This is a genomic window from Nitrosopumilus sp. Nsub, from assembly GCF_001541925.1.
GTDB lineage: Archaea > Thermoproteota > Nitrososphaeria > Nitrososphaerales > Nitrosopumilaceae > Nitrosopumilus.
The window spans coordinates 35,118-55,393 of record NZ_LQMW01000019.1; the positions used below are offsets into that span (position 1 = coordinate 35,118).

26 protein-coding genes and 1 tRNA gene are annotated in these 20,276 nt (G+C 32.7%); 5 read left to right on the top strand and 22 right to left on the bottom strand.

What is annotated here, in order from left to right; genetic code table 11:
- Position 1 precedes the first annotated feature (1 nt).
- A complete protein-coding gene (gene leuD / locus AW732_RS04895; RefSeq protein ID WP_067959360.1) occupies positions 2-493 on the bottom strand; it encodes a 3-isopropylmalate dehydratase in 492 nt (163 codons plus the stop codon).
- On the bottom strand, positions 490-1,761 hold the full coding sequence (locus tag AW732_RS04900) for a 3-isopropylmalate dehydratase large subunit (protein WP_067959363.1): 1,272 nt from the start codon (positions 1,759-1,761) through the stop codon (positions 490-492). Before AW732_RS04900 ends, leuD begins: the two co-directional genes overlap by 4 nt.
- Before the next feature lie 72 nt (positions 1,762-1,833).
- On the opposite strand from AW732_RS04900, the gene AW732_RS04905 reads away from it, so the two are divergent.
- Both AW732_RS04905 and AW732_RS04910 read left to right on the top strand, forming a co-directional pair.
- A complete protein-coding gene (locus tag AW732_RS04905; protein ID WP_067959782.1) occupies positions 1,834-2,610 on the top strand; it encodes a coenzyme F420-0:L-glutamate ligase in 777 nt (258 codons plus the stop codon).
- A 47-nt stretch (positions 2,611-2,657) separates the two neighbouring features.
- Positions 2,658-3,212: a hypothetical protein gene (locus AW732_RS04910; protein WP_067959367.1), complete on the top strand. Its 555-nt coding sequence runs from the start codon at positions 2,658-2,660 to the stop codon at positions 3,210-3,212.
- A gap of 14 nt (positions 3,213-3,226) precedes the next feature.
- On the opposite strand, the gene AW732_RS04915 is transcribed toward AW732_RS04910, so the two are convergent.
- On the bottom strand, positions 3,227-3,556 hold the full coding sequence (locus AW732_RS04915) for a hypothetical protein (RefSeq protein WP_067959370.1): 330 nt from the start codon (positions 3,554-3,556) through the stop codon (positions 3,227-3,229).
- A gap of 96 nt (positions 3,557-3,652) precedes the next feature.
- Between AW732_RS04915 and AW732_RS04920 the strand changes: the two genes are divergently transcribed.
- Positions 3,653-4,201: a hypothetical protein gene (locus tag AW732_RS04920; RefSeq protein ID WP_067959372.1), complete on the top strand. Its 549-nt coding sequence runs from the start codon at positions 3,653-3,655 to the stop codon at positions 4,199-4,201.
- A 5-nt stretch (positions 4,202-4,206) separates the two neighbouring features.
- Here the strand turns inward: AW732_RS04920 and AW732_RS04925 are convergent, their stop codons facing one another.
- The 3 genes from AW732_RS04925 to AW732_RS08755 are packed head-to-tail and all read right to left on the bottom strand — an operon-like array spanning position 4,207 to position 7,260.
- Complete coding sequence (locus AW732_RS04925) at positions 4,207-5,169, bottom strand: 2-oxoacid:ferredoxin oxidoreductase subunit beta (protein WP_067959374.1); 963 nt, start codon at positions 5,167-5,169, stop codon at positions 4,207-4,209.
- Positions 5,159-7,066 carry a 2-oxoacid:ferredoxin oxidoreductase subunit alpha gene (locus AW732_RS04930; RefSeq protein WP_067959378.1) on the bottom strand — a complete coding sequence of 636 codons (1,908 nt, stop codon included), beginning with the start codon at positions 7,064-7,066 and terminating at the stop codon, positions 5,159-5,161. Before AW732_RS04930 ends, AW732_RS04925 begins: the two co-directional genes overlap by 11 nt.
- Before the next feature lie 53 nt (positions 7,067-7,119).
- Complete coding sequence (locus AW732_RS08755; protein ID WP_172790400.1) at positions 7,120-7,260, bottom strand: hypothetical protein; 141 nt, start codon at positions 7,258-7,260, stop codon at positions 7,120-7,122.
- A gap of 52 nt (positions 7,261-7,312) precedes the next feature.
- On the opposite strand from AW732_RS08755, the gene AW732_RS04935 reads away from it, so the two are divergent.
- Entirely contained in the window at positions 7,313-8,281 is a 969-nt protein-coding gene (locus AW732_RS04935) for a D-glycerate dehydrogenase (protein ID WP_067959381.1), read from the top strand.
- A gap of 195 nt (positions 8,282-8,476) precedes the next feature.
- Here the strand turns inward: AW732_RS04935 and AW732_RS04940 are convergent, their stop codons facing one another.
- Together AW732_RS04940 and AW732_RS04945 are read right to left on the bottom strand one after the other, a co-directional pair.
- A complete protein-coding gene (locus tag AW732_RS04940) occupies positions 8,477-8,851 on the bottom strand; it encodes a ChuX/HutX family heme-like substrate-binding protein (RefSeq protein ID WP_067959385.1) in 375 nt (124 codons plus the stop codon).
- 40 nt (positions 8,852-8,891) lie between these two features.
- Positions 8,892-9,170: a hypothetical protein gene (locus AW732_RS04945; protein WP_067959388.1), complete on the bottom strand. Its 279-nt coding sequence runs from the start codon at positions 9,168-9,170 to the stop codon at positions 8,892-8,894.
- A 76-nt stretch (positions 9,171-9,246) separates the two neighbouring features.
- Here AW732_RS04945 and AW732_RS04950 point away from each other — a divergent pair, with 76 nt between their 5' ends.
- Positions 9,247-10,557, top strand: coding sequence for an FAD-dependent oxidoreductase (locus AW732_RS04950; protein WP_067959391.1), 1,311 nt, complete (start codon positions 9,247-9,249; stop codon positions 10,555-10,557).
- Positions 10,558-10,559: 2 nt separating this feature from the next.
- On the opposite strand, the gene AW732_RS04955 is transcribed toward AW732_RS04950, so the two are convergent.
- The 14 genes from AW732_RS04955 to pfdA form a co-directional block, all read right to left on the bottom strand.
- A tRNA-Ser gene (locus tag AW732_RS04955) sits at positions 10,560-10,661 on the bottom strand.
- Positions 10,662-10,728: 67 nt separating this feature from the next.
- Complete coding sequence (locus tag AW732_RS04960) at positions 10,729-11,235, bottom strand: hypothetical protein (RefSeq protein ID WP_253805570.1); 507 nt, start codon at positions 11,233-11,235, stop codon at positions 10,729-10,731.
- Positions 11,202-12,203, bottom strand: a complete 1,002-nt coding sequence (locus tag AW732_RS04965; RefSeq protein WP_067959394.1) for an RNA-guided pseudouridylation complex pseudouridine synthase subunit Cbf5 — start codon at positions 12,201-12,203, stop codon at positions 11,202-11,204. The genes AW732_RS04960 and AW732_RS04965 overlap by 34 nt, the downstream gene beginning before the upstream one ends.
- Positions 12,200-12,760 (bottom strand): cytidylate kinase family protein, encoded by a 561-nt coding sequence (locus tag AW732_RS04970; RefSeq protein ID WP_067959397.1) that lies wholly within the window; start codon positions 12,758-12,760, stop codon positions 12,200-12,202. Before AW732_RS04970 ends, AW732_RS04965 begins: the two co-directional genes overlap by 4 nt.
- Entirely contained in the window at positions 12,757-13,386 is a 630-nt protein-coding gene (locus tag AW732_RS04975) for an EMC3/TMCO1 family protein (RefSeq protein ID WP_067959401.1), read from the bottom strand. The genes AW732_RS04970 and AW732_RS04975 overlap by 4 nt, the downstream gene beginning before the upstream one ends.
- A gap of 3 nt (positions 13,387-13,389) precedes the next feature.
- A complete protein-coding gene (locus tag AW732_RS04980) occupies positions 13,390-13,977 on the bottom strand; it encodes an adenylate kinase (protein ID WP_253805571.1) in 588 nt (195 codons plus the stop codon).
- The gene (gene secY / locus AW732_RS04985) at positions 13,955-15,388 is read right to left on the bottom strand and encodes a preprotein translocase subunit SecY (protein ID WP_067959408.1); all 1,434 of its coding nucleotides are present in this window, start codon (positions 15,386-15,388) and stop codon (positions 13,955-13,957) included. Before secY ends, AW732_RS04980 begins: the two co-directional genes overlap by 23 nt.
- A 13-nt stretch (positions 15,389-15,401) precedes the next feature.
- Positions 15,402-15,848 carry an uL15 family ribosomal protein gene (locus tag AW732_RS04990; RefSeq protein WP_067959411.1) on the bottom strand — a complete coding sequence of 149 codons (447 nt, stop codon included), beginning with the start codon at positions 15,846-15,848 and terminating at the stop codon, positions 15,402-15,404.
- A gap of 1 nt (position 15,849) precedes the next feature.
- Positions 15,850-16,317 (bottom strand): 50S ribosomal protein L30, encoded by a 468-nt coding sequence (locus tag AW732_RS04995; RefSeq protein ID WP_067959414.1) that lies wholly within the window; start codon positions 16,315-16,317, stop codon positions 15,850-15,852.
- Between the two features lie 4 nt (positions 16,318-16,321).
- Positions 16,322-17,035, bottom strand: a complete 714-nt coding sequence (locus AW732_RS05000) for a 30S ribosomal protein S5 (RefSeq protein WP_067959416.1) — start codon at positions 17,033-17,035, stop codon at positions 16,322-16,324.
- A 2-nt stretch (positions 17,036-17,037) separates the two neighbouring features.
- Positions 17,038-17,520, bottom strand: a complete 483-nt coding sequence (locus tag AW732_RS05005; protein WP_067959418.1) for a 50S ribosomal protein L18 — start codon at positions 17,518-17,520, stop codon at positions 17,038-17,040.
- A gap of 36 nt (positions 17,521-17,556) precedes the next feature.
- Positions 17,557-18,471, bottom strand: coding sequence for an ornithine carbamoyltransferase (gene argF, locus AW732_RS05010; protein ID WP_067959421.1), 915 nt, complete (start codon positions 18,469-18,471; stop codon positions 17,557-17,559).
- Positions 18,468-19,799 (bottom strand): signal recognition particle-docking protein FtsY, encoded by a 1,332-nt coding sequence (gene ftsY, locus AW732_RS05015; RefSeq protein ID WP_067959424.1) that lies wholly within the window; start codon positions 19,797-19,799, stop codon positions 18,468-18,470. The genes argF and ftsY overlap by 4 nt, the downstream gene beginning before the upstream one ends.
- Before the next feature lie 3 nt (positions 19,800-19,802).
- Positions 19,803-20,228: a prefoldin subunit alpha gene (gene pfdA / locus AW732_RS05020; protein WP_067959428.1), complete on the bottom strand. Its 426-nt coding sequence runs from the start codon at positions 20,226-20,228 to the stop codon at positions 19,803-19,805.
- Positions 20,229-20,276 lie beyond the last annotated feature (48 nt).

Consider the following 20,276-nt stretch of genomic DNA (forward strand, 5'->3'; position numbering starts at 1 on the left):
TTTAATCCAATTCTGGTTTATACTTGAATAATCCACCTGCTTCAATAATTTTTCCAATAATTTCAGAAAAAGGTTTCATTTTGTATGACTGATTTGTTGAAAGATTTTTTATTTCATTTCTAGTGATATCAATATCAAGTTCATCACCATCTGAAATTCCATCATATGCATCTTGACCAATTTCAATAGGTAACAAAAATGCACCATCTACAGAATTTCTATAAAAAATTCTTGCAAAAGATAAAGCTAGAATTGCTTTAACTCCAGAATGAGATAATGCAATTGGTGCATGTTCTCGAGAAGAGCCAGAACCAAAATTCTTTCCAGATAAAATAAAATCACCTTCTTTTACTTTAGAATGAAAATCAGGATCTAATCCTTCCATTGCATGGGTTGCTAGCTCAGCATAATCGTGTACTTTGAGATATTGGCCAGGAATAATTACATCAGTATCGATGTTATCACGATCGTATTTTATGACGTTGCCTTTCATATCAAATCCCTTGGATCAGTTATTTTTCCAGTAACTGCAGAAGCTGCTGCAACCATTGGTGATGAAAGATATGTTTGTGATTCAACATGTCCCATTCTACCAGGGAAATTTCTGTTAGTGGTACTAATACAAATTTCATCTTTTGCTAACACGCCCATATGAGCACCACAACAGGCACCACAAGTTGGAGGGCCAACAGTTACACCGGCATCTAAGAAAATTTTCAATAATCCATTTTCCATCGCACGTTGATAAATCGAGATTGCAGCAGGTAAAATTTCAGTTCTTATCTTAACTTTTCTTCCTTTGAGAACTTTTGCTGCAGCTTCCAAATCCTCATACTTTGCACCAGTACAAGAACCAATGTAAGATTTATCCAACTCAACTGATGGAGCTTCACTTACTACACATGTATTATCAGGAGAGAAAGGTTTTGCAATAATTGGTTCCATTTCGGAACTTTCAAATTCAAAAACTTTGGCATATTCTGCATCATCATCACCATTTACCAAATTGAAATTTGTTGCGCCTTTTGATGAAAGGTAATCAACAACTTTTTGATCAGGTTCTACAATCCCATTTTTAGCTCCTGCTTCAGTGGTCATATTACATAAAGTCAATCTGCTTTCAACAGACATTTCATCAATACCACTTCCACCAAATTGCATTGTTCTGTATGCACCACCATCATTACCAATTTCTCCAATAATTTTTAGAATCAAGTCTTTGGCCATAACATGTTCAGGTAACTTTCCATTTAGTTTGAAAAAGTAAGTTTCAGGAACTTTAAACCAAATATTTCCATTTAACAAAACATAAGCAATATCAGTATGTCCCAAACCAACTGCAAATGCTCCTAAAGCACCAGTAGTATTTGTATGAGAGTCACCACCAACATAAACATCACCTGGCATCACCATTGCTTGTTCATGAGATAGAGTATGGCAGATTCCATATTGGCCCATGCCGTATTTGAAATGTTTCTCAATTCCATAATTTTTTGTGAAATCAGTTAATTTTACAATATTTTCTGCAGATAACTTATCAGCAGAAGGCACAAAATGATCTTCAGCTACCCAAACTTTGGCAGGATCCCATAACTTATCAACTTCAATTCTTTGTTTTTTTAATTTATCAAATACCTTTAGTACACCAGGTCCAGAAACATCATGCATCATTACTTTATCCACATTAGCAAATACTACATCATCAGGTGCTACGGAGGACTTACCTGAAGCACGTGCAAGAATCTTCTCAACTATATTCATAATTGAAAAAGTTCAGTCTTGGGATTAAAAGCTTTTCAGAACAATAAAAAAGAAAAAGAACACAGGAATTTTATGCAATTGACAGTATTCCCTCTACTGGCTAAAAGAATGGAAAAGAAGTTCGATATTTTCCAAGAGTTAGAAAATACTTTGCAAAAAAATGAAATAATGTTAGAAGAGGGGGACATTATAGTTATTTCAACAAAATATGTATCAAATTCACAAGGAAGAATTGTAGATTTAGAAAAAATCAGAGCATCAGAATACGGGGGGGAAATTGCAAATGAATTTAATTTAAAACCAGAAATGGCAGAAGTTATCATCAGAGAATCTGATAAAATTTTTGGAGGTATTGGAGGATTTGTAATCACTTCTGCAGACAATATCATGGCACCAAATGCAGGAATTGATAAATCAAATGCAAAAAAAGGCAAAGCAATACTATATCCAAAAGATCCTTATCTGATTGCTGAACAAATTAAAAGAAAAATATTCTTAAAATCATTAATCCATGTTGGAGTGATTTTAGTAGATAGTAGATTAATGCCTGCTAGAATTGGAACATCAGGTGTAGCAATCTCTTGTGCAGGAATTGAACCAGTTTTAGATATGAGATCTAAAAAAGATTTAGATGGAAATCCCTTAAAGGTAACATTTCAAGCCGTAGTGGACAATCTTGCAACAATTGCAAATCACAAAATGGGCGAAGGTGGAGAATCAAAACCATTTGCAATTGTAAGAAATTCAGGTGCAAAACTTACAGATAGAAAAATAAATTCATCAGAAATGGCAATTGCACCAGAACAATGCGTGTATGTAAGAGGACTTTCAAATTCACCAAAAAACTAGGTGTGATAGGGAAGTTTTTTTAAATATGGGAATCAGAGAGAGAAAACATGGAATATTTAACAAAATATCCAAAAACAGTTTCATTTATCGATGGAATAAAACACAAAATTCACGTAGATAGTACAGAAGGAGTAGAACAGCTCCATATTGTAGTCAAAAAAAGTTTTGAAGAATTAACTAAAATTTTCAGAGAAGAGGGATTTACAAAAGTAAAATTAGAACATAAACAACCAGATCAAATTGGTAGTGGTCTAAATTTAAAATTAAAAAAACCTTGGGAGATGCATGTTAGAATGGTTGATTTAGAAGACGGTAAGATCGGAATTCATGCAGAAGTTGAAGTATCTAGAGATTATCTTCAACATTTGTTTTCACAAAGAACACCAGTAGTTTATGAAGTTGAAGAAATTTTAAAGAAATATCAAATCGATTATAATATTTGGCACGATAAAATTAAGAAAAATATCACTACAGTAGTTGATAACTACAAGGTAAAACTTGCAACTCCGGGAATCCCAGTATTTGCATGGAAACCAATGTTATTTGTAATTGCAACAGTAGCTGCATTTTATGGTTGGAAGTTTTTCAACACAATTTGGTAAAAACTAAAAATTTTCTAAACTCCAAGTGTTTCTTCTTTTGTTAATTCAAGAAAGACTTTATCACCAACTGAAAGACTCATCTCTTTGTATTCATGCATTTCGAGTTTTAATTGAGTAATACCAGATTGCATTCCAAAACCACCACCTGCACCAGACATCATCTTGTTTAGGTCTTTCATCATATCATTCATGTTTGAAAATCCCATCACTTTAGGTGAACCAAACGGCGAAGGAGGGTTTTGATTTCCTTCTTTAAGATCTTTTAACGAAGATAAAGATAGTACTACATATGGTGCTCCATCAGGGGCAGAATCAATGCTTTTTACAACAAACTCTTTCTTCATGGCTATCTTAACTAATTAATCTAATATAATTTTAATATTTTGAGTCAATTTAACAAAAATTGAAGCTTTAATTACAAATTTGAATAAAATGAATTATTGTCTGAACCATTAAAAACAAAATTAACGTACTATGGAATTTCACCTTGGGAAATAGAAGTATTGTACGGATTTCTAAATTCTAGATTTACAGTATTAGAGGAAATGATTGAATCAAATGACGAGAATTTTGTCAGTTTTCTAAATATCGATATTCCTTTAGAATTTAATGAAGCATTTTTCAAATGGTTTGATTTTAAACGATGGGAAAAAGTAAAAGATGCTTTAAAAGAATACAAACGTCGAAGGGGAAGTCGCAATCCATTAAAAATTAAAATTAATTTTACAGGAAATCCAAAGATTGTATTCATTATTGATGTAATAGAACGAGAATGGTTCAACAATGCAGTAGAAAAAATAGATTTTGTGGTAGAATTACTTCCACATCACTTAGATCCTCAAAAAATTCCAAAAGACATTGTTGAGGTGAATTACAAATTTGATGCAGAGTCAATTAGATGGAGATTAGATAAATCAAAATCAAAAGAAAAAGAATTTTCTTTTAGAGGTGATGTTTGGAAAGAAATTAAAAAAGAAGATAAACAGTAAATACTCTACACATTCAAAGAATCAAGGATTTTTGAAATATCAGTATTAGGCAATCCTGCATCAGATATAATCTGCTTTGCAGGGGGATTTTCCAGATAATTGGGAATTTTATCAGTAAGCCTAGTACTAAATGGTGAAACCAATTCATTTTGATAGAAGACACCTGTCGGAATTTTATCTCCCCATTCAAGTGATTTTACTAAAGCTTGAGATAGTTTCTCATTTACCTCAACTTCACCAGCATAATTTACAGTTGGATCAAATTGAGTATCTTCAAGTTTATAGATCCTAGAATGTCGCTCCATGGATTCTTTTGCTAAATCAACTCCTGCATACCAATCTCTTGTATTGACATCATTGTAAGTCGGACATGGTTGTAGTACATCAAGAAATGAAAGACCTTTGTGTTTAACTGCTTTAATGATTAAATCTTTGAGATGTCGGACATCATAAGAATATCCACGTGCAACAAATGTAAATCCACTAGCTACTGCTAAACCAATGGGGTTAACATTAGAATTAGAATTTGGAGTAGGAAGAGATTTTGTTTGTTCACCAAGTTTGAGTGTTGGAGAAGCTTGTCCTTTTGTCAGTCCATAAACGCCATTATCAAAAATAATGTAAGTCATATCGATATTACGCCTACCAGCTGCAACAAAGTGACCTGCACCAATTCCCAAACCATCACCGTCACCACCAACAGCAACAACAGTCATGTCAGGATTTGCTAATTTGCCACCTTGAGCAAATGTAAGTACTCGACCATGTAATGTATGAACACCATATGTGTTGATAAAATGAGATGTTTTTCCAGAACATCCAATTCCTGAGAAAATTGTTGCTTTATCACGTTCGATTCCCATTTCTGCTAATGCCATTTGTAATGCATTCACAATTCCAAAATCACCACATCCTGGGCACCAATCATTGTGTACATCAGTCTTGAAATCAGCTAGTTTAAGCGCCATGACTAAGAACCTCCCTTTTTGAAGCTTTATTTTCTACAATTTTCTTTAATGACTCATAAAGTTCAGTACTTGTCATTCCTCTTCCAGTGTATTTCAAAATATGATAATCAATCTCTCTAGTAATATTTTGTTTGAAAATCTTTCCCAGCTGTCCAGAATGATTTGCTTCGATGTCAATCAACACTTTAGCATCCTTGAGTAAAGATTTAACATATTCGGCAGGGAAAGGATGTAATAATTTGATTTGAACAAATCCAATGTCTATACCTTCTTTTTTTAACATTGTTTGTGCATCAAGAATAGGACCCTTTGTAGAGCCCCAAGAAATTATTGTATAATCATGAATCTCAAAGGGAATAGCTTGTTCATTTTCAGGGATAGTTTGTAATGCCAAATCCAATCTAGACATCCTCTTATCCATCATCTTTATTCGAATTTGGGGATCTTCAGAAATATGCCCCATCTCGTCAGATTCATCACCAGTATTCCAAAATACACCATTATCCATTCCTAATTTTGCACGTGGAGAAATCCCATCATCAGTTAATGCAAATCGTTTGTATTCTCCTTCTACTTTATTGAGTAATTTTCCACGATCAATTGAAATTTTCTTAGGGTTAAATTTTTTACAAGTAACAACAGAACTAGACAAAAATTTGTCCATCATATGAATAACAGGAATTTGATATTTATCTGCATAATTAAAACAATTACCAGTATCATAGAAACTCTCTTCAATATCACCAGAAGCATAAACAATTTTTGGAAAATCACCACATCCTGCAAATACTGTAAAAAGTAAATCATCCTGACCATGACGAGTAGGAAGACCAGTAGAAGGCCCACTTCTTTGATATAGTGTAATTACAACTGCAACTTCATTAATTCCAGCCCAACCTAATGCTTCAGTCATTAGCGCAAATCCTGGACCAGAAGTAGATGTAGATGAACGAGTTCCAGTAAGTGCAGAACCAATCATCATCCCTATTGCAGATATCTCATCTTCAGTTTGCACTACCATAGTAGAACCAGGCACATCATTTTCAATTTCTAGAATTTCATTAGATTCCAAAAAAACACTTTCATCAGATGCAGGGGTAATTGGGTAATAGGGTTGAAATCTACACCCAGAAACCATTTTACCAAGTGAAGTTCCATAATGACCTTGAACTAAAATTGTATCAAATTGTTTTTTTGTTCCAGTTAATACATGATTAAAGTTTTCAAAGTTTTTGGATGCATAATCATAAGAAAAATTTGCAGTTTGTTGATTTATTTCTGCAATCTGAGGTTTTTTAGAGAAGATTTCATTTATAGAATTAACTAAAGAAGTAGATGGCATTTTTATCAATCCCAGAGATAATGAAACACCAATCACATTATACAATCTAACTAAACCACGTAATCTAGGATTATCAATATTTTCAGATAAAGTTTCAAGTAAACTTTTGAAAGAAACAGGGTATAGTTTTACTCCTTTTTCTTTTGCTATTTCTAATACTCCAGCAATTGTAAACGGCTTATTTTTTGATTCAAGTAATTTATGCAATCTTTCTTTGAAAGGATCATCTAAAGTTCTAACTCTATCAGTATCCGTATTTGTTAATTCAGAATCATAAATAATTCCACCACCAGAAGAGATTTCATCAAAATGACGAAAAATTGTTTCAGCATCAAATGAAACCATTAAATTTACATCATTAACATTAGAATGAATTTTTTGATCAGAGACTCTAACTGCAAAGTAACTATGTTCACCTTTGATATTTGAATAAAATTCTCTTTTACCAAATATTTGATATCCCATTTGAGCACAAACTTTAGAAAAAATATTAGCGCCTGTTTCAACTCCACTCCCTTGAGGACCACCAATTAACCAAGTAAAATCAACATTCATAGTCAATTACAGTCCTTTTTCAAATAATAATTAGAAAAGATATAAAAAATCAATTATCCACCTGTTGCTGCATCAAATAGTGCACATTCACATTTATCACGTTCGCCGCAGTAAGGACAAACACACATACATTTTTCAATAAAATTACCACAATCCACACAAATAGCAAATTCTTCTTCAATTTTAGAAGACATGATGTAGATACAAGGAAATCGTATAAATGGTTTAAGATAAACCTAAAGATGAATGAAACAAAAAATATTTCTCACAAGAACATTACATGATTTTGCATTAAAAGAATTAAAAAAGAAATTTCAAGTGGAAATACATAAAGGAAAAATTCCAATTCCTCAAAACATATTAAAATCTAAAATTAAAAATTCAGATGGTTTAATCTGTTTTCCGTACGACAAAATCAATAAAGAAATTCTACAAAGTGCAGAAAAACTCAAAGTAATTAGCACGTATAGCGTCGGATATGATCATATTGATTTAGATTTTGCAAAAAAAAAGAAAATCAGGGTTGGATTTACTCCAGAAATTTTAACAGATGCAACAGCAGATATGGCATTTGGATTATTGCTTGATTCTTTAAGAAGAATTTCAGAAGGAGATAGAATAATCAGAAAAGGAAAATGGAAACAGATCTACGGAGCGTATGATTATGCAGGATTTGATTTACAGGGAAAAACTTTAGGCATAATGGGATTAGGTAGAATAGGCAAAACTCTTGCAAAAAGAGCTAAAGCCTTTGATATGAAAATAGTTTATCATAATAGGAAAAAAATTTCAAAAGAAGAAGAAGAAAAATTAGGGGTAAAATACACAACGTTTGATAAATTAATTACTCAAAGTGACATAATTTCAATTCATGTTCCACACACAACTGAGACAAATCAAATTATTGACATCAAAATTTTAAAAAAAATGAAAAAGACTGCATTTCTAATCAATACGTCCAGAGGAAAAGTAGTTAATGAAAAAGATCTTGTTACAGCATTAAAACAAAAAATGATAGCAGGTGCAGGATTAGATGTGTTTGAAATTGAACCAATTAACAAAAATCATCCATTTACAAAATTAGAAAACATAGTTTTAGTACCACATATTGGAAGTTCAACAAAAGAAACTAGAAGCAAAATGGCAGAATTAACTGTAAAAAACATAATTAATGGAATTAATGGAAAAAAACCAATTTATTCAGTAGGATATTGAAAATTACGCGTAAGTTCACATCAAATAATATGTTGAGTTTTTATATTGAAATTGTGAAATAGAGTTAAGTTGAAAAAATTCAAACACACTAACGAAGAATTAGAATTAGCTAAAATACAAACTGAAAAAGAAAAAAAGAAAAAAGAATCACAAGATTGATACTTTTTTGCTTGTCTTTTTCAGACAAGTTTTTTTTTAAAATTTAATTTTTGAAAAATACTTTTCATTTAATGAATTATACAGAGATTCTCTTTCAGAAATCAAATTTTTTGATTCATCATACATTTTTGTAAAAAATGCAGCTACAATACGATGATTATCAATATCAAAAAATCTTACACTAAAACTGATTCTATCAGGTTTTTGCTCTTTAACAAATTCAGCAGATTTTATCATTTCAGAATTAATGTGCATATGAGCAGGGCCATCATTATCTCCAATTGTAATCCATTTTTCTTTTTGTTTAATCGTTAAAGAATTACTACGAATTTCGCACGTAGCACCAATATTTTTTGTAATCAATAAAACATCATCAATTTTAACAATATCAGACAAGAGTTCAAAAAGCAATAACCAATCACCTCAAGTAAATTATTATAATATTTTCATATCAATTAGATTTTTTCAAATCAATTTGAACAAGATCATCAGTATCACCATGAATACAATCAGTTCCAATTGATTTTACAGGAGTGAAACTAATTTTTCCGCTGTGCATTTTTCCCTCATTTTGTAAAATTGTGAGTTTACCGGTAACAATGTGTTGATGTTTTTTACAAGTTAAACCAAACATGTATTCATCTTTTCCATCAACAATGGATACAATAAATTCAGGGGGATTAACACACTGTTTTCCTTCTTCTGAAACTGAACACTTATCAGGCATCATAATTAAATTAAAAAAAATATCAGATATTAATCTTCATAGATGTGATTTAATATTAATCATAATTAGATAAAGCAAGTTGAAAGAAAATTTTGATTTAGTAATTATTGGCGGCGGAATTTTAGGAACTTCAATTTCATATTTCTTATCATTTCTAAACAAATCAAAAAAAATTGCAGTGATAGAACAAGAAAAGAATGTTGCACACCATACTAGTGGCAGAAATACTGGAAAGGTTCATGCACCGTATCTATACAACCCAGAAAAAAAGAAACTATTTGCTAATGCAGCATTTCACGGATATGAAATGTGGAAAGAATATTCAAAACTACAAAATTTACCATTTAAGGAAGATGGAGTAATTGAAGTTGCATTAGATGAAAAAGGAATCAAAGTTCTTGAAAAATATCTCAAATGGGGAAAACAAAATGGATTAGAAGAAAAAGATATCGAATTAATAGATAAAACAGAATTAAAAAAAATTGAACCTGAAATAAAATGTGAATCTGCTCTTTACGCATATCGAGATGGTTCAACAGATTATTTTACATTAACAAATGCAGTAATGGAAGACAGTAAAAAAAATGGAATTAATTTTCTTTTTAATAATAAAATAAATCAAATTAAAAAAATCAATGACAAGTGGGAAATAACAATTAAGGGCAATGAAAAAATCTACTCTGATTTTTTGATTAATGCAGCAGGAGGTCAGGCAATTGATATTGCACACAATATCGGAATTGCAAAAAACCTTACAGATGTACATTTTAGAGGAGAATATTGGAAAACACCAAAAAAATATCACAATCTAACAAAAACTAGTGTATATTCAGTTCCAGAATTCCCAGATTATCCATTTTTAGATCCTCATTGGATAGTTAGAGTTGATGGAAGTTGTGAAATTGGACCAAATGCAGTTCCTGTTTTTAGTCCTTATGGATACGATACTGCAGAAAACATCAAGGAATTCATTCCAAAAATATTGGAAATGATTAATTCGGGTGCAAGAAAAATAATATTTGATAAAGATTTTCAGGAATTAGCTTTTAGTGAAATACAATCATCAATGTCAAAATCTTCAATGATTGAAAGAGTAAGAAAATTTCTTCCAAAAATTGATCCAAAAGAAATTACAAACAAAGGTACAGCAGGAATTAGATCATCTGTGATTGATGATAAGGGCAAATTTGTTCCAGATGTAATTTTACTAGAAGAAGATTCATCATTCCATATTTTGAATTATAATTCACCGGGTGCAACAGGAGCATTACCATTTTCAGCACATGTCATATATCAGTTACATAAAAGAGGATTATTTGAGAGCGAAGACATTCACTCACAGTGTGGACCTTGGAAATTTAATGAAATTGTTGAAAAATTAGAAAAATAAAATGGCGCAGAGAGGGAGATTTGAACTCCCGTTCCCTTGCGAGAACGCGCTTTATGGTTAAACAATTTCCAGGCGCGCGCCCTACCAGGCTAGGCGACCTCTGCAGAAGTCTTGCGACAATTCTATTTCATAAAATGTGATTATAAATTATGTTATTAGCGATAAGAAAAGTTATTTCCAAATTGTTATGGTAGTCGATTTTTCTACAATATGTCCATCCAGATCTAATCCCTTTGCAGAAATTTTGTAAACACCTTCCAAGGCAGTATCACCATCATTTTTAATTTGATCCCATGATAAAGTTACTTCATCCATAGGTTCAAGAGTTGAAATTACTTGTGCAGATGTTGGAGAATACATCAAGATTCCAGCCAAACCAGTAATCTTCAACCCATATGATGAATCTGAAAAAGTTAATTCATTAGTACCTGAATTTACAATTCGGATTTGAATTAATTCATCTTGTTTAAAATCAAACTTTTCAGTTACAATTGAGAGTGAAGATCCTTCAACAAATTCCAATTGAGATGTATTTTTAAAATCAATTAGATAAGTTCCGAATGCAAATCCAGATGCAACCCCAACAGCAATAAAAACAACAAGACTTTTAGCTAGCAATTCTTTGAAAATAAATTCAGTATTTTTTAATCTTTTGGAGCAGTAGGTTTTGTTCTCCATTTTTTTGGATAAGTGTTAGGAGCCATAATGATTCTTTTTGTAACAAATGCATATCCTTTTGTTGCATCACGAATTTGTTCTTCATCCATTGTAGATTCAGCCAATGCGACTGCCTCCCCTTTTTGTGTATAAATTCCAACAATGTCACCTTCTTTCAAATGTGGGGAAATTTTTAAAATTCCAGGAATTGCAAGTTGAGCACCATGGCACATTGCATCAACTGCAGAATCACGAATTACTATAGATTTTAATTCACTTAATGCAAGTTCAACAGGTTTAATGATTTCCATTAATTTAGAATCATCTTTTTTTTCTTCCCAAATAGCAAATGCATCAGCAAGTTCATGCAATGTAACTAATCCATCTTTTTCATGAAATTGGTCAACACGACTACGTCTAAGCTCAATCATAGTTGCTCCAGGACCCAAAACTTCACCAATATCATAGTATAATTTTCGAATATAGGTTCCAGCTTCGCATAAAATTCTAGTTAAAAGTAATCTTTCCTTTTGTTCAATTAATTCTAATTCATAGATTGTTCTAGTTCTTGTTTGTCTTACTACAGCAGAACGTTGAGGAGGTTTTTGAAAAATTTCACCTGTAAACATTTCAATAATTTCAGATAATTTTTCTTTAGAAGGCAATGAATGAACTCTACCTAATGCATGGTATTCTTTAGGACCATAAAGTAAAACTCCCAAAGCTTTTGTTGCCTCACCTAATCCAAGAGGTAAAACTCCAGAAACTTGTGGATCCAATGTTCCACTATGTCCTATTTTATCAATTTTTAAAATTCGTTTTGTCCATGCAACTGTTTCGTGACTAGTAGGTCCTGGGGGTTTGTCTAACAAAATAATTCCATTATCTAATAATTGTTCTATAGTTCGTTTATCATAGTAAGTTCCATGGGCTTCATCAGTTATATCTTGATCAATTTCAATTAAATTTTCAAGTTGTTTTAAAGTCATAGTAATTTTCTCACAGTTTCAGTAGTTACATCAATAACTTGATTTGCAGTTAGATTATCAGTATTTATGATTACATCAAATACAGATTTATCATCACCGAAGCTGAATCCATAAAGTTTTTTGTAAAGTGCTTTGTTTTTATCAAAACGAGATTTTGTAATTTCATAGGCATTTTCTGAACTCATGTTATCTCTTGTTTGCATTCTTTTAGTACTACTAGCATGAGAACCCTCTAACCAAATTTTAATTCCATCTTCAATTAGCCAAGGTAACGTGTAACTTGTAATTACCATTCCACCTTGATTAAACAAATCAGTTAATTTTTTATCTAAATTTTTATCAAATTCAGAATTTTCCTCACGTTGATTTAGAAATTTGAGTCCTTCTTTAGTATCCCACCAATCATCGCCATCTGAATTGAATCCTTGTTCTTTTGCCATTTCTTTTAAAACATCTCCCCCACTAAGATATTGTAAATTGAATTCTTTAGATAATCCTTTAGCAACAGTTGTTTTTCCGACTGCAGGAGGGCCAGATATTACGATAGATTTGGTCAACCTAGATCCATTGATGTTTTAGTGAGTCTCATAATGATTCCACTAAATGCAATAGAAGAAAGGAAATACCAAGCCCATAGCATTAGATGGTTTTCTTTACCAAAACAAATGTGTGTAGAATCTAAAGCTTGTTGTGCTGTACAAGTTAGTTGGAACATGTCTCCAGGAATCACATTTAGGGGAATAGGAGAAATTGCTACAGTATATGTGAACAGTTGTGGCAATACAAGATAGAAAATCAAAATTAATGGAACAAAAGTAATCATCATAGGTCGCATATTCATTTGCATCATCTCCATGGACATTTTGTTCATGTACGAAGATTTTTTATTTAGTTCAGCGGATTTAGCAGTATCTTTAGATCTCATGGCAGCCATTCTTTCTTTTTGCCAAGCTTTCGTTTCTTTCATGATTCTTTTTAATTTGGTTTGATCAACCATTTTTCTCCTAACTGCAGAATTGAAAATATTTAGCAATATTCCAAATCCAGATACAGCAAACATGGATAAAATCAAACCTTTGATTATAGGATCATCACTGCCAAGAGCCATTCTATCACCACCCAAAAAGTCAGGTAATTGTAAAAATGCTGAATCAATAAAGAGTAGAATAAAGTTAAAATCCATTTTTTACAGTCCTATTGCCTTAATTATTTTATCAGCTGCTTCTTCAACCTTTCCCTCACCATTAAGAACATGTCTTACTGGTGAGCCTGTAATTACAGCACATGCCGAAATCATACCTGATTGATAGTCTAGCTCCTTCTTAATGTTAGCTAGAGTAATTTTATCCCTATTTCTGGAATCGTCTTTCATTCGTCTATTGTAGATTTCTTCAGGTTTTGCTGCAACTGAAACGAAATTGCTAGGTTTAATGATTTTCAAAACATGTTCTGGTAATCCAGGATAATATCCCTCAGGAGAGCTGATAAATGCGTGAGTATCGATAATTACAACTTCTTCTTCATGTGTAGCAATTGTTTCTGCAGCTATTTTCTGAAGACGTTGTTGTTCAGTAACAGATAATTTTCTTAGTAAATCTCTATCCTCTAAACCATTTTCTTTTGCAACATCAAACATCAAACTTCCGTAATTTATCACAATTACATTTTTGTGGTGATCCTTTAAGATATCAACCATTTTTGTTAACAAGGTAGTTTTCCCGACTCCAGGGATTCCGACAAGAATAATTTTTTTATTTTCTACCAAGCAAGGCACCCAACCGTGGCATAACAACTTCTACTTGTTCTCTAACTAATTGTGTGTAATAATTAATGAGAATATCTACCATAAGTAAGATCCCAATTCCAGATCCAAATACACCAAGGACATCAGATACTCCTGCTAAAAGACCCAAAATCATTGAACCAATAATTGTGACAGATGGAATGTATTTGTTCAATAGTGCCTCAACAGGTTTGTTAGATCTTCTAAATCCAGGAATTTGTACATCTGCATCAAGTAAGTTTTGAGCTGCACTCTTTGGAGATAAACCACCAAGTTCAACCCACAATCTACCAAATACAATTACAATTCCAATCATAAACAAAACATATCCCACAGCTCTCATAGGATCAAGGGCTGCAACATCTAAACCACGAGGTGGTGTGATGTAGTAAATAATTCCTCCAACGGGAGTAGAAGGACTTGTAGGATCAAATTGAGCTATAAAGTTTACAAAGAAATTATTGTTACGAGGATTGAATTGAGACCAAATCATTTGGAAGACAAATACAGCATTTGCAGTTAAAGCAGATGCCAAAATTACAGGGATGTTAGAAACATACATCAATTTGATAGGATAAACAGCCTGAAATCCTCGGTATTTTGTAGAAACAATTGGGATTTCAATTTTCATACCTTGTGTAAACACAAGTATCAGCAAAATTCCTGCTGTCAGGAATAGGCCAAAAATACTAGGCAGTTGATTTGAACGGAATAATACATTTCCAAGATCACCATTTCCAGTTAATGATTCTACAAGATATGGAATAATACCTATCATTCCACCATCACCAGCAGGTAATGGACTAAACATACTCCAAAGAATTTGTTGAGCTACACCTGCCATAATGAATAAACTAATTCCACTACCAAGTCCCCAACCTTTTTGGATTAATTCGTCTAAGAACATAATTATGATAGACGCTGCCATCAGCTGCCCTATAATCACATACAGGACATACGGTTCAGTTGCTGCACCACCATATACTGCTGCAGCATAAACAATAGATTCAGCTACAATTACAATGTAAGTTACAATTTTTGTTGCAGTTTGGAAAATTCCTCTTTCCTCTGGTTTTTTGAAATCAAATTTGAGAATATCAGAACCTCTCAACAATTGCATCAAGAGTCCAGCTGTAACAATGGGTCCAATTCCTAATTCAACTAAAGTACCTTGTTGGGATGCAAAAATTACTCTAGCAAAAGCTAGGAAATCAAATTCAGGAGCTGTTGCTCCAAATAAGGGAGTTTGTCCCATTACCATGTAAATTAGTAATGCAACACCACACCAGAGCAATCTAGTTGGTAATGGAATTTTCTTTTTTGGTTTTGGAACTTGTGGTAAATATGGTTCTGCTTTGAATACTACTTTTCTAATGATTGAAGTAATAGTACCCTCAGCCATTCTCAGTTAACACCTAATCCTCTTCAGGTTTTTCATCTGTTGAAGATTGAGCAATTTCTCCGCCAACGGCTTTTAGCTTTTCTTCAGCTGATGCAGTAAAATTTTCTACTTTTACAGAGTATGCGTTGGAAATATTTCCACCGCCAAGAAGTTTATCATATCCTGCACTTTCGAGGTCTACAATTTTCTTTCCACCTTCTTCTTTACCAAATTTAGTGAATAAATCATCTAAATCTCTAACACTAGCCCATTTTTTTGTGATGTTTGGATGAGGAGGACTTGTTGATTCATGTCCATAATGATCCGGCTCATCTTTTAGTAAACTACTGTAATGATGTTTTTGGAAACCTGTAACTCCAAGACCACCTTTATGACCACTTGCACGGTGTTGACCTACTTGTCCCCATCCCATGTGTCTGCCACCTCTTAGTCTTCGAGTTTTTCGTAATCTAGTTGCCATGTTAAATCATTCTCCTAACTATAGTATCAAGTTCTTTGTTAGAACCAAGAATACCTTTTTGACCATAAAGTTTCTTTGTACTTCTTTTGAATCCGTGAACTGGAGGTGCTAAAGCAAACCAAGGTTTTAATGGTTTTAATTTTGATAGTGATGTTTTTCCCTCAGCTAATGCAGTTCCAAGTTCTGCAGCATTTGCAAATCCTAATTCTTTAAGATCTTCATCAGTAATTTTTTGATAACCGCTTTTTCGTGCTTTCTTTTCTACTAGTTCTTGTGCCAAAGTTGAATCAAGTTCAATCCATGATACGTAATGTTGTACTTTTCTTAACATTCCCAATGTATTGTCTTTTGCAGGTAAAATTGTAGCACGATATTTTTTATCTAATTTTAACAGATTCATGGTATGAGTAGCCCAATAGGGACAATCTGCTTGACCCTTAATTCTTACAACAAGATATGCATTTGCCATTTTATCATCCTTGACTGAATGTCTGTCTAAGACAATCCAGTACTGCTTTTGATGTTGAATTCATTGTAGGAGTTGAACCTTTTGCAGTAGTCCAAGCATCCTTTAATCCTGCTAATTCTAATAATCTCTTAATTTTTCCGCCTGCAACCAAACCTAATCCACGAGGTGCAGGAATGATTTCAATAGTTACACTTCCACCTTTTCCTTTTACTTTGAATGGAACAGAATGTTTTTGATCACATTTACATTCCCAACTTCCACATCCCATTTTGATTGGGTTAATGTTTAAGAAAGCTTGACTAGTTGCTTTTTCAATTGCAATTCTCATTTGTTTTGATTTACCTTGACCAATTCCCAAGTATCCATTTTCATTACCTGCTGCGACAATTGCTTTGAATCTTGTTGATTGACCATTAGATGTCATTTTTTGAATAATTCCAACATCAACGACTTCACTTTTCAAATCAGGTAATAATTTTTTAATAATTCCAAATTCTTGAATTCTTAATCCAGCTTCTAAAATTTCTTCAACAGAAGTAATTTCTCCAGCCGCAACTTTTTGTCCCAAAATAGTTTTCGGTATCCAAACTTCTTCTTCTGGTTCTCTTCTAGGTCTTCTAGGACGTGATGATTCCGTTCCAGGTGGACCTCTTCCATATACTGGCGCACCTTTTCCTCTTCCGCCTTGTCCTGGTTTTGATTGTGTTGCTTGACTCATATCTACTTGACCTCACTATCTATAGTAGATTTAATTTTAGAAATTTCATTTTTAACTGTTAAGTGTTCACCGTTGATTCTTTCATCTGCAGGAAAAGTTTCTGAATTTGCCGGAACTTCAAGGCCAGCATCAATAACTCCTTTCAAAGCTGCTGCCATTCTTTGTGTGTATCGTTTAGTACCAGTATACAAAATTGCATCTTTTGCTCCTTTACCTAATGCTTTCTTACCTGCCAAATAGCCAGTAAGATATGCTGCAGAGATACTTTTTCTAGAGCCCTTCCATCCTTTTTCAAGTAAGTATCTAGAATGTGCTGATGCAACGACTGTATCTCCAGTCATTCCAGGTTTAAGAACTTGAACTTGTGTATTCTCATTTGAAATATTTACAGTAATGAAATCACGTTTACCCATTAACATGGTACCACGTTTACGATAATTGGTCTTTTCCTCTCTAAGTCTTCTCAATATTTTTGAATATGCCATCTACAGGATCTGACTTTGAAACTGCTATTATATACGTTAAGCGTGAAGTAGTGCTGAAAGCAGTGCTTTTTGAGAATGAAGTCGATTTTCTGCCTCATCCCAGACGACTGATTGAGGTCCATCAATTACAGATGTAGTGACTTCTTGTTCACGTTTTGCAGGTAAACAATGTAAAAAGATCGCATTTTTCTTGGTTAGATCCATGATTTTGTCATTGATTTGATATTTTGGAAGGAATTTCTTGATTCTTTTTGGATCATCATTATGAATTGAAGAGTATGTATCAGTAACTACAACATCGGCATTTTCAGCAGCCTTTTTTGGATCAGTTGTTAATTCAATATCAGTCAAATTTTGAGAAACTTGAACAGTGGATTTGTTTGGTTGGAATCCTTTAGGTGTTGCAATAGACATTTTGACTCCAGATAAAGCAGCGCCATAAATCATAGAATTACAAACATTATTTCCATCTCCAATCCAAGCAATTTTTAATCCTTTGAAAGATTTTTTCTTTTCTTTAATTGTCATAAAATCTGCCAAAATTTGACAAGGATGAAATGAATCAGACAATCCATTAATTACAGGAACACTTGCATATTCAGATAATTTGTCAAGTAAAGAATGATCATAAACACGTGCCATTATACAATCAGTATAACGTGAAAGAGTTTTTGCAGTATCTTCAACAGATTCACCGCGAGATAACTGTGTGTCATTTGATGATAAATTAATTGTATGACCTCCCAATTGATACATTCCAGTTTCAAAACTTACACGTGTTCGAGTTGAAGGTTTTTGAAAAATCATAGTTAGTGTTTTATTTTTTAAAACAGGTTTGTTTCCACCTTTTTTCAATTCTTTTTTTAATTTAATGGAATCATCAATTAATCCTAAAAATTCTTTTTGAGTCAGTTCAGCTAAAGTAAGTAAATTTTTTGTTTTAATTTTCATCGTTTAAACCTTCCAAATAATCCTCGTTTCTTTTTAGGTTCTTCTTCTTTATCTTGTTTGTGGACATCTTCGTTATCAGATGAAACTACTTTAGACTCTCCAGGTTTAGGTTTACCATCTTTAATCCATTTTCGGATTGTGTTACCTAATTTGATAGCTTCAGCATCAGATTCAGGTGGAGGAATATCAAATAAGTCAGAATATTTTGTAATCTCATCGTCTTTGACTCCATAGAATGGATCATCAGAAATCGGTTCAGGTTCTGGTGTTGGTTCAGGTTCTGGTGTTGGTTCAGGTTCTGGTGTTGGTTCAGGTTCTGGTGTTGGTTCAGGTTCTGGTGTTGGTTCAGGTTCTGGTGTTGGTTCAGGTTCTGGTGATTCTTTTAATTTAGATACATCTGTTTGTTCAATTTTTACATCAGTTAGTGAACCAAATACAGTTTCCAAAAAGATGTTTTTATCAAAGGATTTCAAATCAGAATATTCTTGTCCAGTTCCAAGATAAAGTACAGGCGTAGAAGTAACTTTTGCAATGGATAATGCAGCACCACCTTTTGCATCAGCATCACTCTTTGTCAAAATAGACCCATCAAATTTTACATGTTCATGAAATTCACGGGCTTGATTGACAGTATCATTTCCAGCTAAAGAATCACCAACAAAAATAGTCATATCAGGATTTACAACTTTAGTAATTTTTGCAATCTGTTCCATCAAATTTTTACTAGTTTGCATTCTACCTGCAGTATCAATCAAAACACAATCAGTTTTATGAGATTTAGCGTATAAAACAGCATCTCGAGCTACTGCTGCAGGATCAGATTCATAATTTTGTGCAACTAGTTTTAGATTTAGACGATTTGTATGTTCTCGTAATTGTTCTATTGCACCAGCTCTAAAAGTATCAGCAGCTGCAATTACAACAGAATACTTTTTTTCTTGTAGTAACGCTGCAAGTTTTGCTAAAGAAGTAGTTTTTCCAGTTCCATTAATTCCTACAAACACAATCAAAAAAGGTTGTTCCTTTTTCTTTTTCTCATCAATTTTTTCAAAGATATCTACATCACCGACACTGTCAAATAAACTGGAAATTATAGAAATTAAATTATCTTTAACAAATTTTTCAATTTCATTTTTATCAACTTTAGAACCAATTAATTTTTCTTTTAAATCAGATTTAATGGAATCAATCACTTCACCAGCTACATCAGATTCTAAAAGAGAAATTTCAAGTTCAAAAAGTATATCTTCAATATCCTTTTCATTAAGTTCTTTTTCTCCAAGACTTTTAGCAGCATTGGAAAACGCCTTACGAAGACTATCAAACATATTCTATCCCATTTTTGGTGGCGTTTGAGATTGCATTAATTGATTAATTTGTGCTTTACCTTGTTCTAATCGATTTGCAGCATCTTGTTTTTTAGTTGCAGTGTCTTGTAAAGCAATTTCAATTTCTTTTATTCTAGCTTCAAAATAATTTATTGCAGCAGGAAAATCTTTTTCGACTGCAATACCTGCACCTATATTGACAACAAGTTTGTTGTTTGATGAAATTTTTGTTGGAACATATGCTCCCATTCCAAGTGGAACCAAAGTATCAGAATCAGGTTGAGTGCCAAGAGATTTGATGGATTCAATTGCAGCAGTTGCTTCTCTTAAAATGCTAACAAAAGTTCCTTCCCTTTGAGATAGATCAGAGAAATATGTTTCAAGCATTTGCATCTGTTGCATCAATTGTTCAGCCTGTTGTTCACTCATGTACAACAAATCATGCTCAGATGGTTATAAATTCATTCATGAAGTTAA

Excerpts from the sequence above, each read along its gene's own strand:
- AW732_RS04965 (WP_067959394.1), bottom strand. The coding sequence starts at position 12,203 with ATGACTTTAAAACAACTTGAAAATTTAATTGAAATTGATCAAGATATA.
- AW732_RS04975 (WP_067959401.1), bottom strand. The coding sequence starts at position 13,386 with ATGGATTTTAACTTTATTCTACTCTTTATTGATTCAGCATTTTTACAA.
- argF (WP_067959421.1), bottom strand. The coding sequence starts at position 18,471 with ATGAAAATTAAAACAAAAAATTTACTTACTTTAGCTGAACTGACTCAA.
- AW732_RS04945 (WP_067959388.1), bottom strand. The coding sequence starts at position 9,170 with ATGATGCCTGATAAGTGTTCAGTTTCAGAAGAAGGAAAACAGTGTGTT.
- secY (WP_067959408.1), bottom strand. The coding sequence starts at position 15,388 with ATGGCTGAGGGTACTATTACTTCAATCATTAGAAAAGTAGTATTCAAA.
- AW732_RS04905 (WP_067959782.1), top strand. The coding sequence starts at position 1,834 with ATGCAATTGACAGTATTCCCTCTACTGGCTAAAAGAATGGAAAAGAAG.
- leuD (WP_067959360.1), bottom strand. The coding sequence starts at position 493 with ATGAAAGGCAACGTCATAAAATACGATCGTGATAACATCGATACTGAT.
- AW732_RS04935 (WP_067959381.1), top strand. The coding sequence starts at position 7,313 with ATGAAACAAAAAATATTTCTCACAAGAACATTACATGATTTTGCATTA.
- AW732_RS05000 (WP_067959416.1), bottom strand. The coding sequence starts at position 17,035 with ATGAGTCAAGCAACACAATCAAAACCAGGACAAGGCGGAAGAGGAAAA.
- AW732_RS08755 (WP_172790400.1), bottom strand. The coding sequence starts at position 7,260 with ATGTCTTCTAAAATTGAAGAAGAATTTGCTATTTGTGTGGATTGTGGT.
- pfdA (WP_067959428.1), bottom strand. The coding sequence starts at position 20,228 with ATGAGTGAACAACAGGCTGAACAATTGATGCAACAGATGCAAATGCTT.
- AW732_RS04930 (WP_067959378.1), bottom strand. The coding sequence starts at position 7,066 with ATGAATGTTGATTTTACTTGGTTAATTGGTGGTCCTCAAGGGAGTGGA.
- AW732_RS04915 (WP_067959370.1), bottom strand. The coding sequence starts at position 3,556 with ATGAAGAAAGAGTTTGTTGTAAAAAGCATTGATTCTGCCCCTGATGGA.
- AW732_RS04900 (WP_067959363.1), bottom strand. The coding sequence starts at position 1,761 with ATGAATATAGTTGAGAAGATTCTTGCACGTGCTTCAGGTAAGTCCTCC.
- AW732_RS04910 (WP_067959367.1), top strand. The coding sequence starts at position 2,658 with ATGGAATATTTAACAAAATATCCAAAAACAGTTTCATTTATCGATGGA.
- AW732_RS04960 (WP_253805570.1), bottom strand. The coding sequence starts at position 11,235 with ATGGAGAACAAAACCTACTGCTCCAAAAGATTAAAAAATACTGAATTT.
- AW732_RS04990 (WP_067959411.1), bottom strand. The coding sequence starts at position 15,848 with ATGGCAACTAGATTACGAAAAACTCGAAGACTAAGAGGTGGCAGACAC.
- ftsY (WP_067959424.1), bottom strand. The coding sequence starts at position 19,799 with ATGTTTGATAGTCTTCGTAAGGCGTTTTCCAATGCTGCTAAAAGTCTT.
- AW732_RS05005 (WP_067959418.1), bottom strand. The coding sequence starts at position 17,520 with ATGGCATATTCAAAAATATTGAGAAGACTTAGAGAGGAAAAGACCAAT.
- AW732_RS04925 (WP_067959374.1), bottom strand. The coding sequence starts at position 5,169 with ATGGCGCTTAAACTAGCTGATTTCAAGACTGATGTACACAATGATTGG.
- AW732_RS04995 (WP_067959414.1), bottom strand. The coding sequence starts at position 16,317 with ATGGCAAATGCATATCTTGTTGTAAGAATTAAGGGTCAAGCAGATTGT.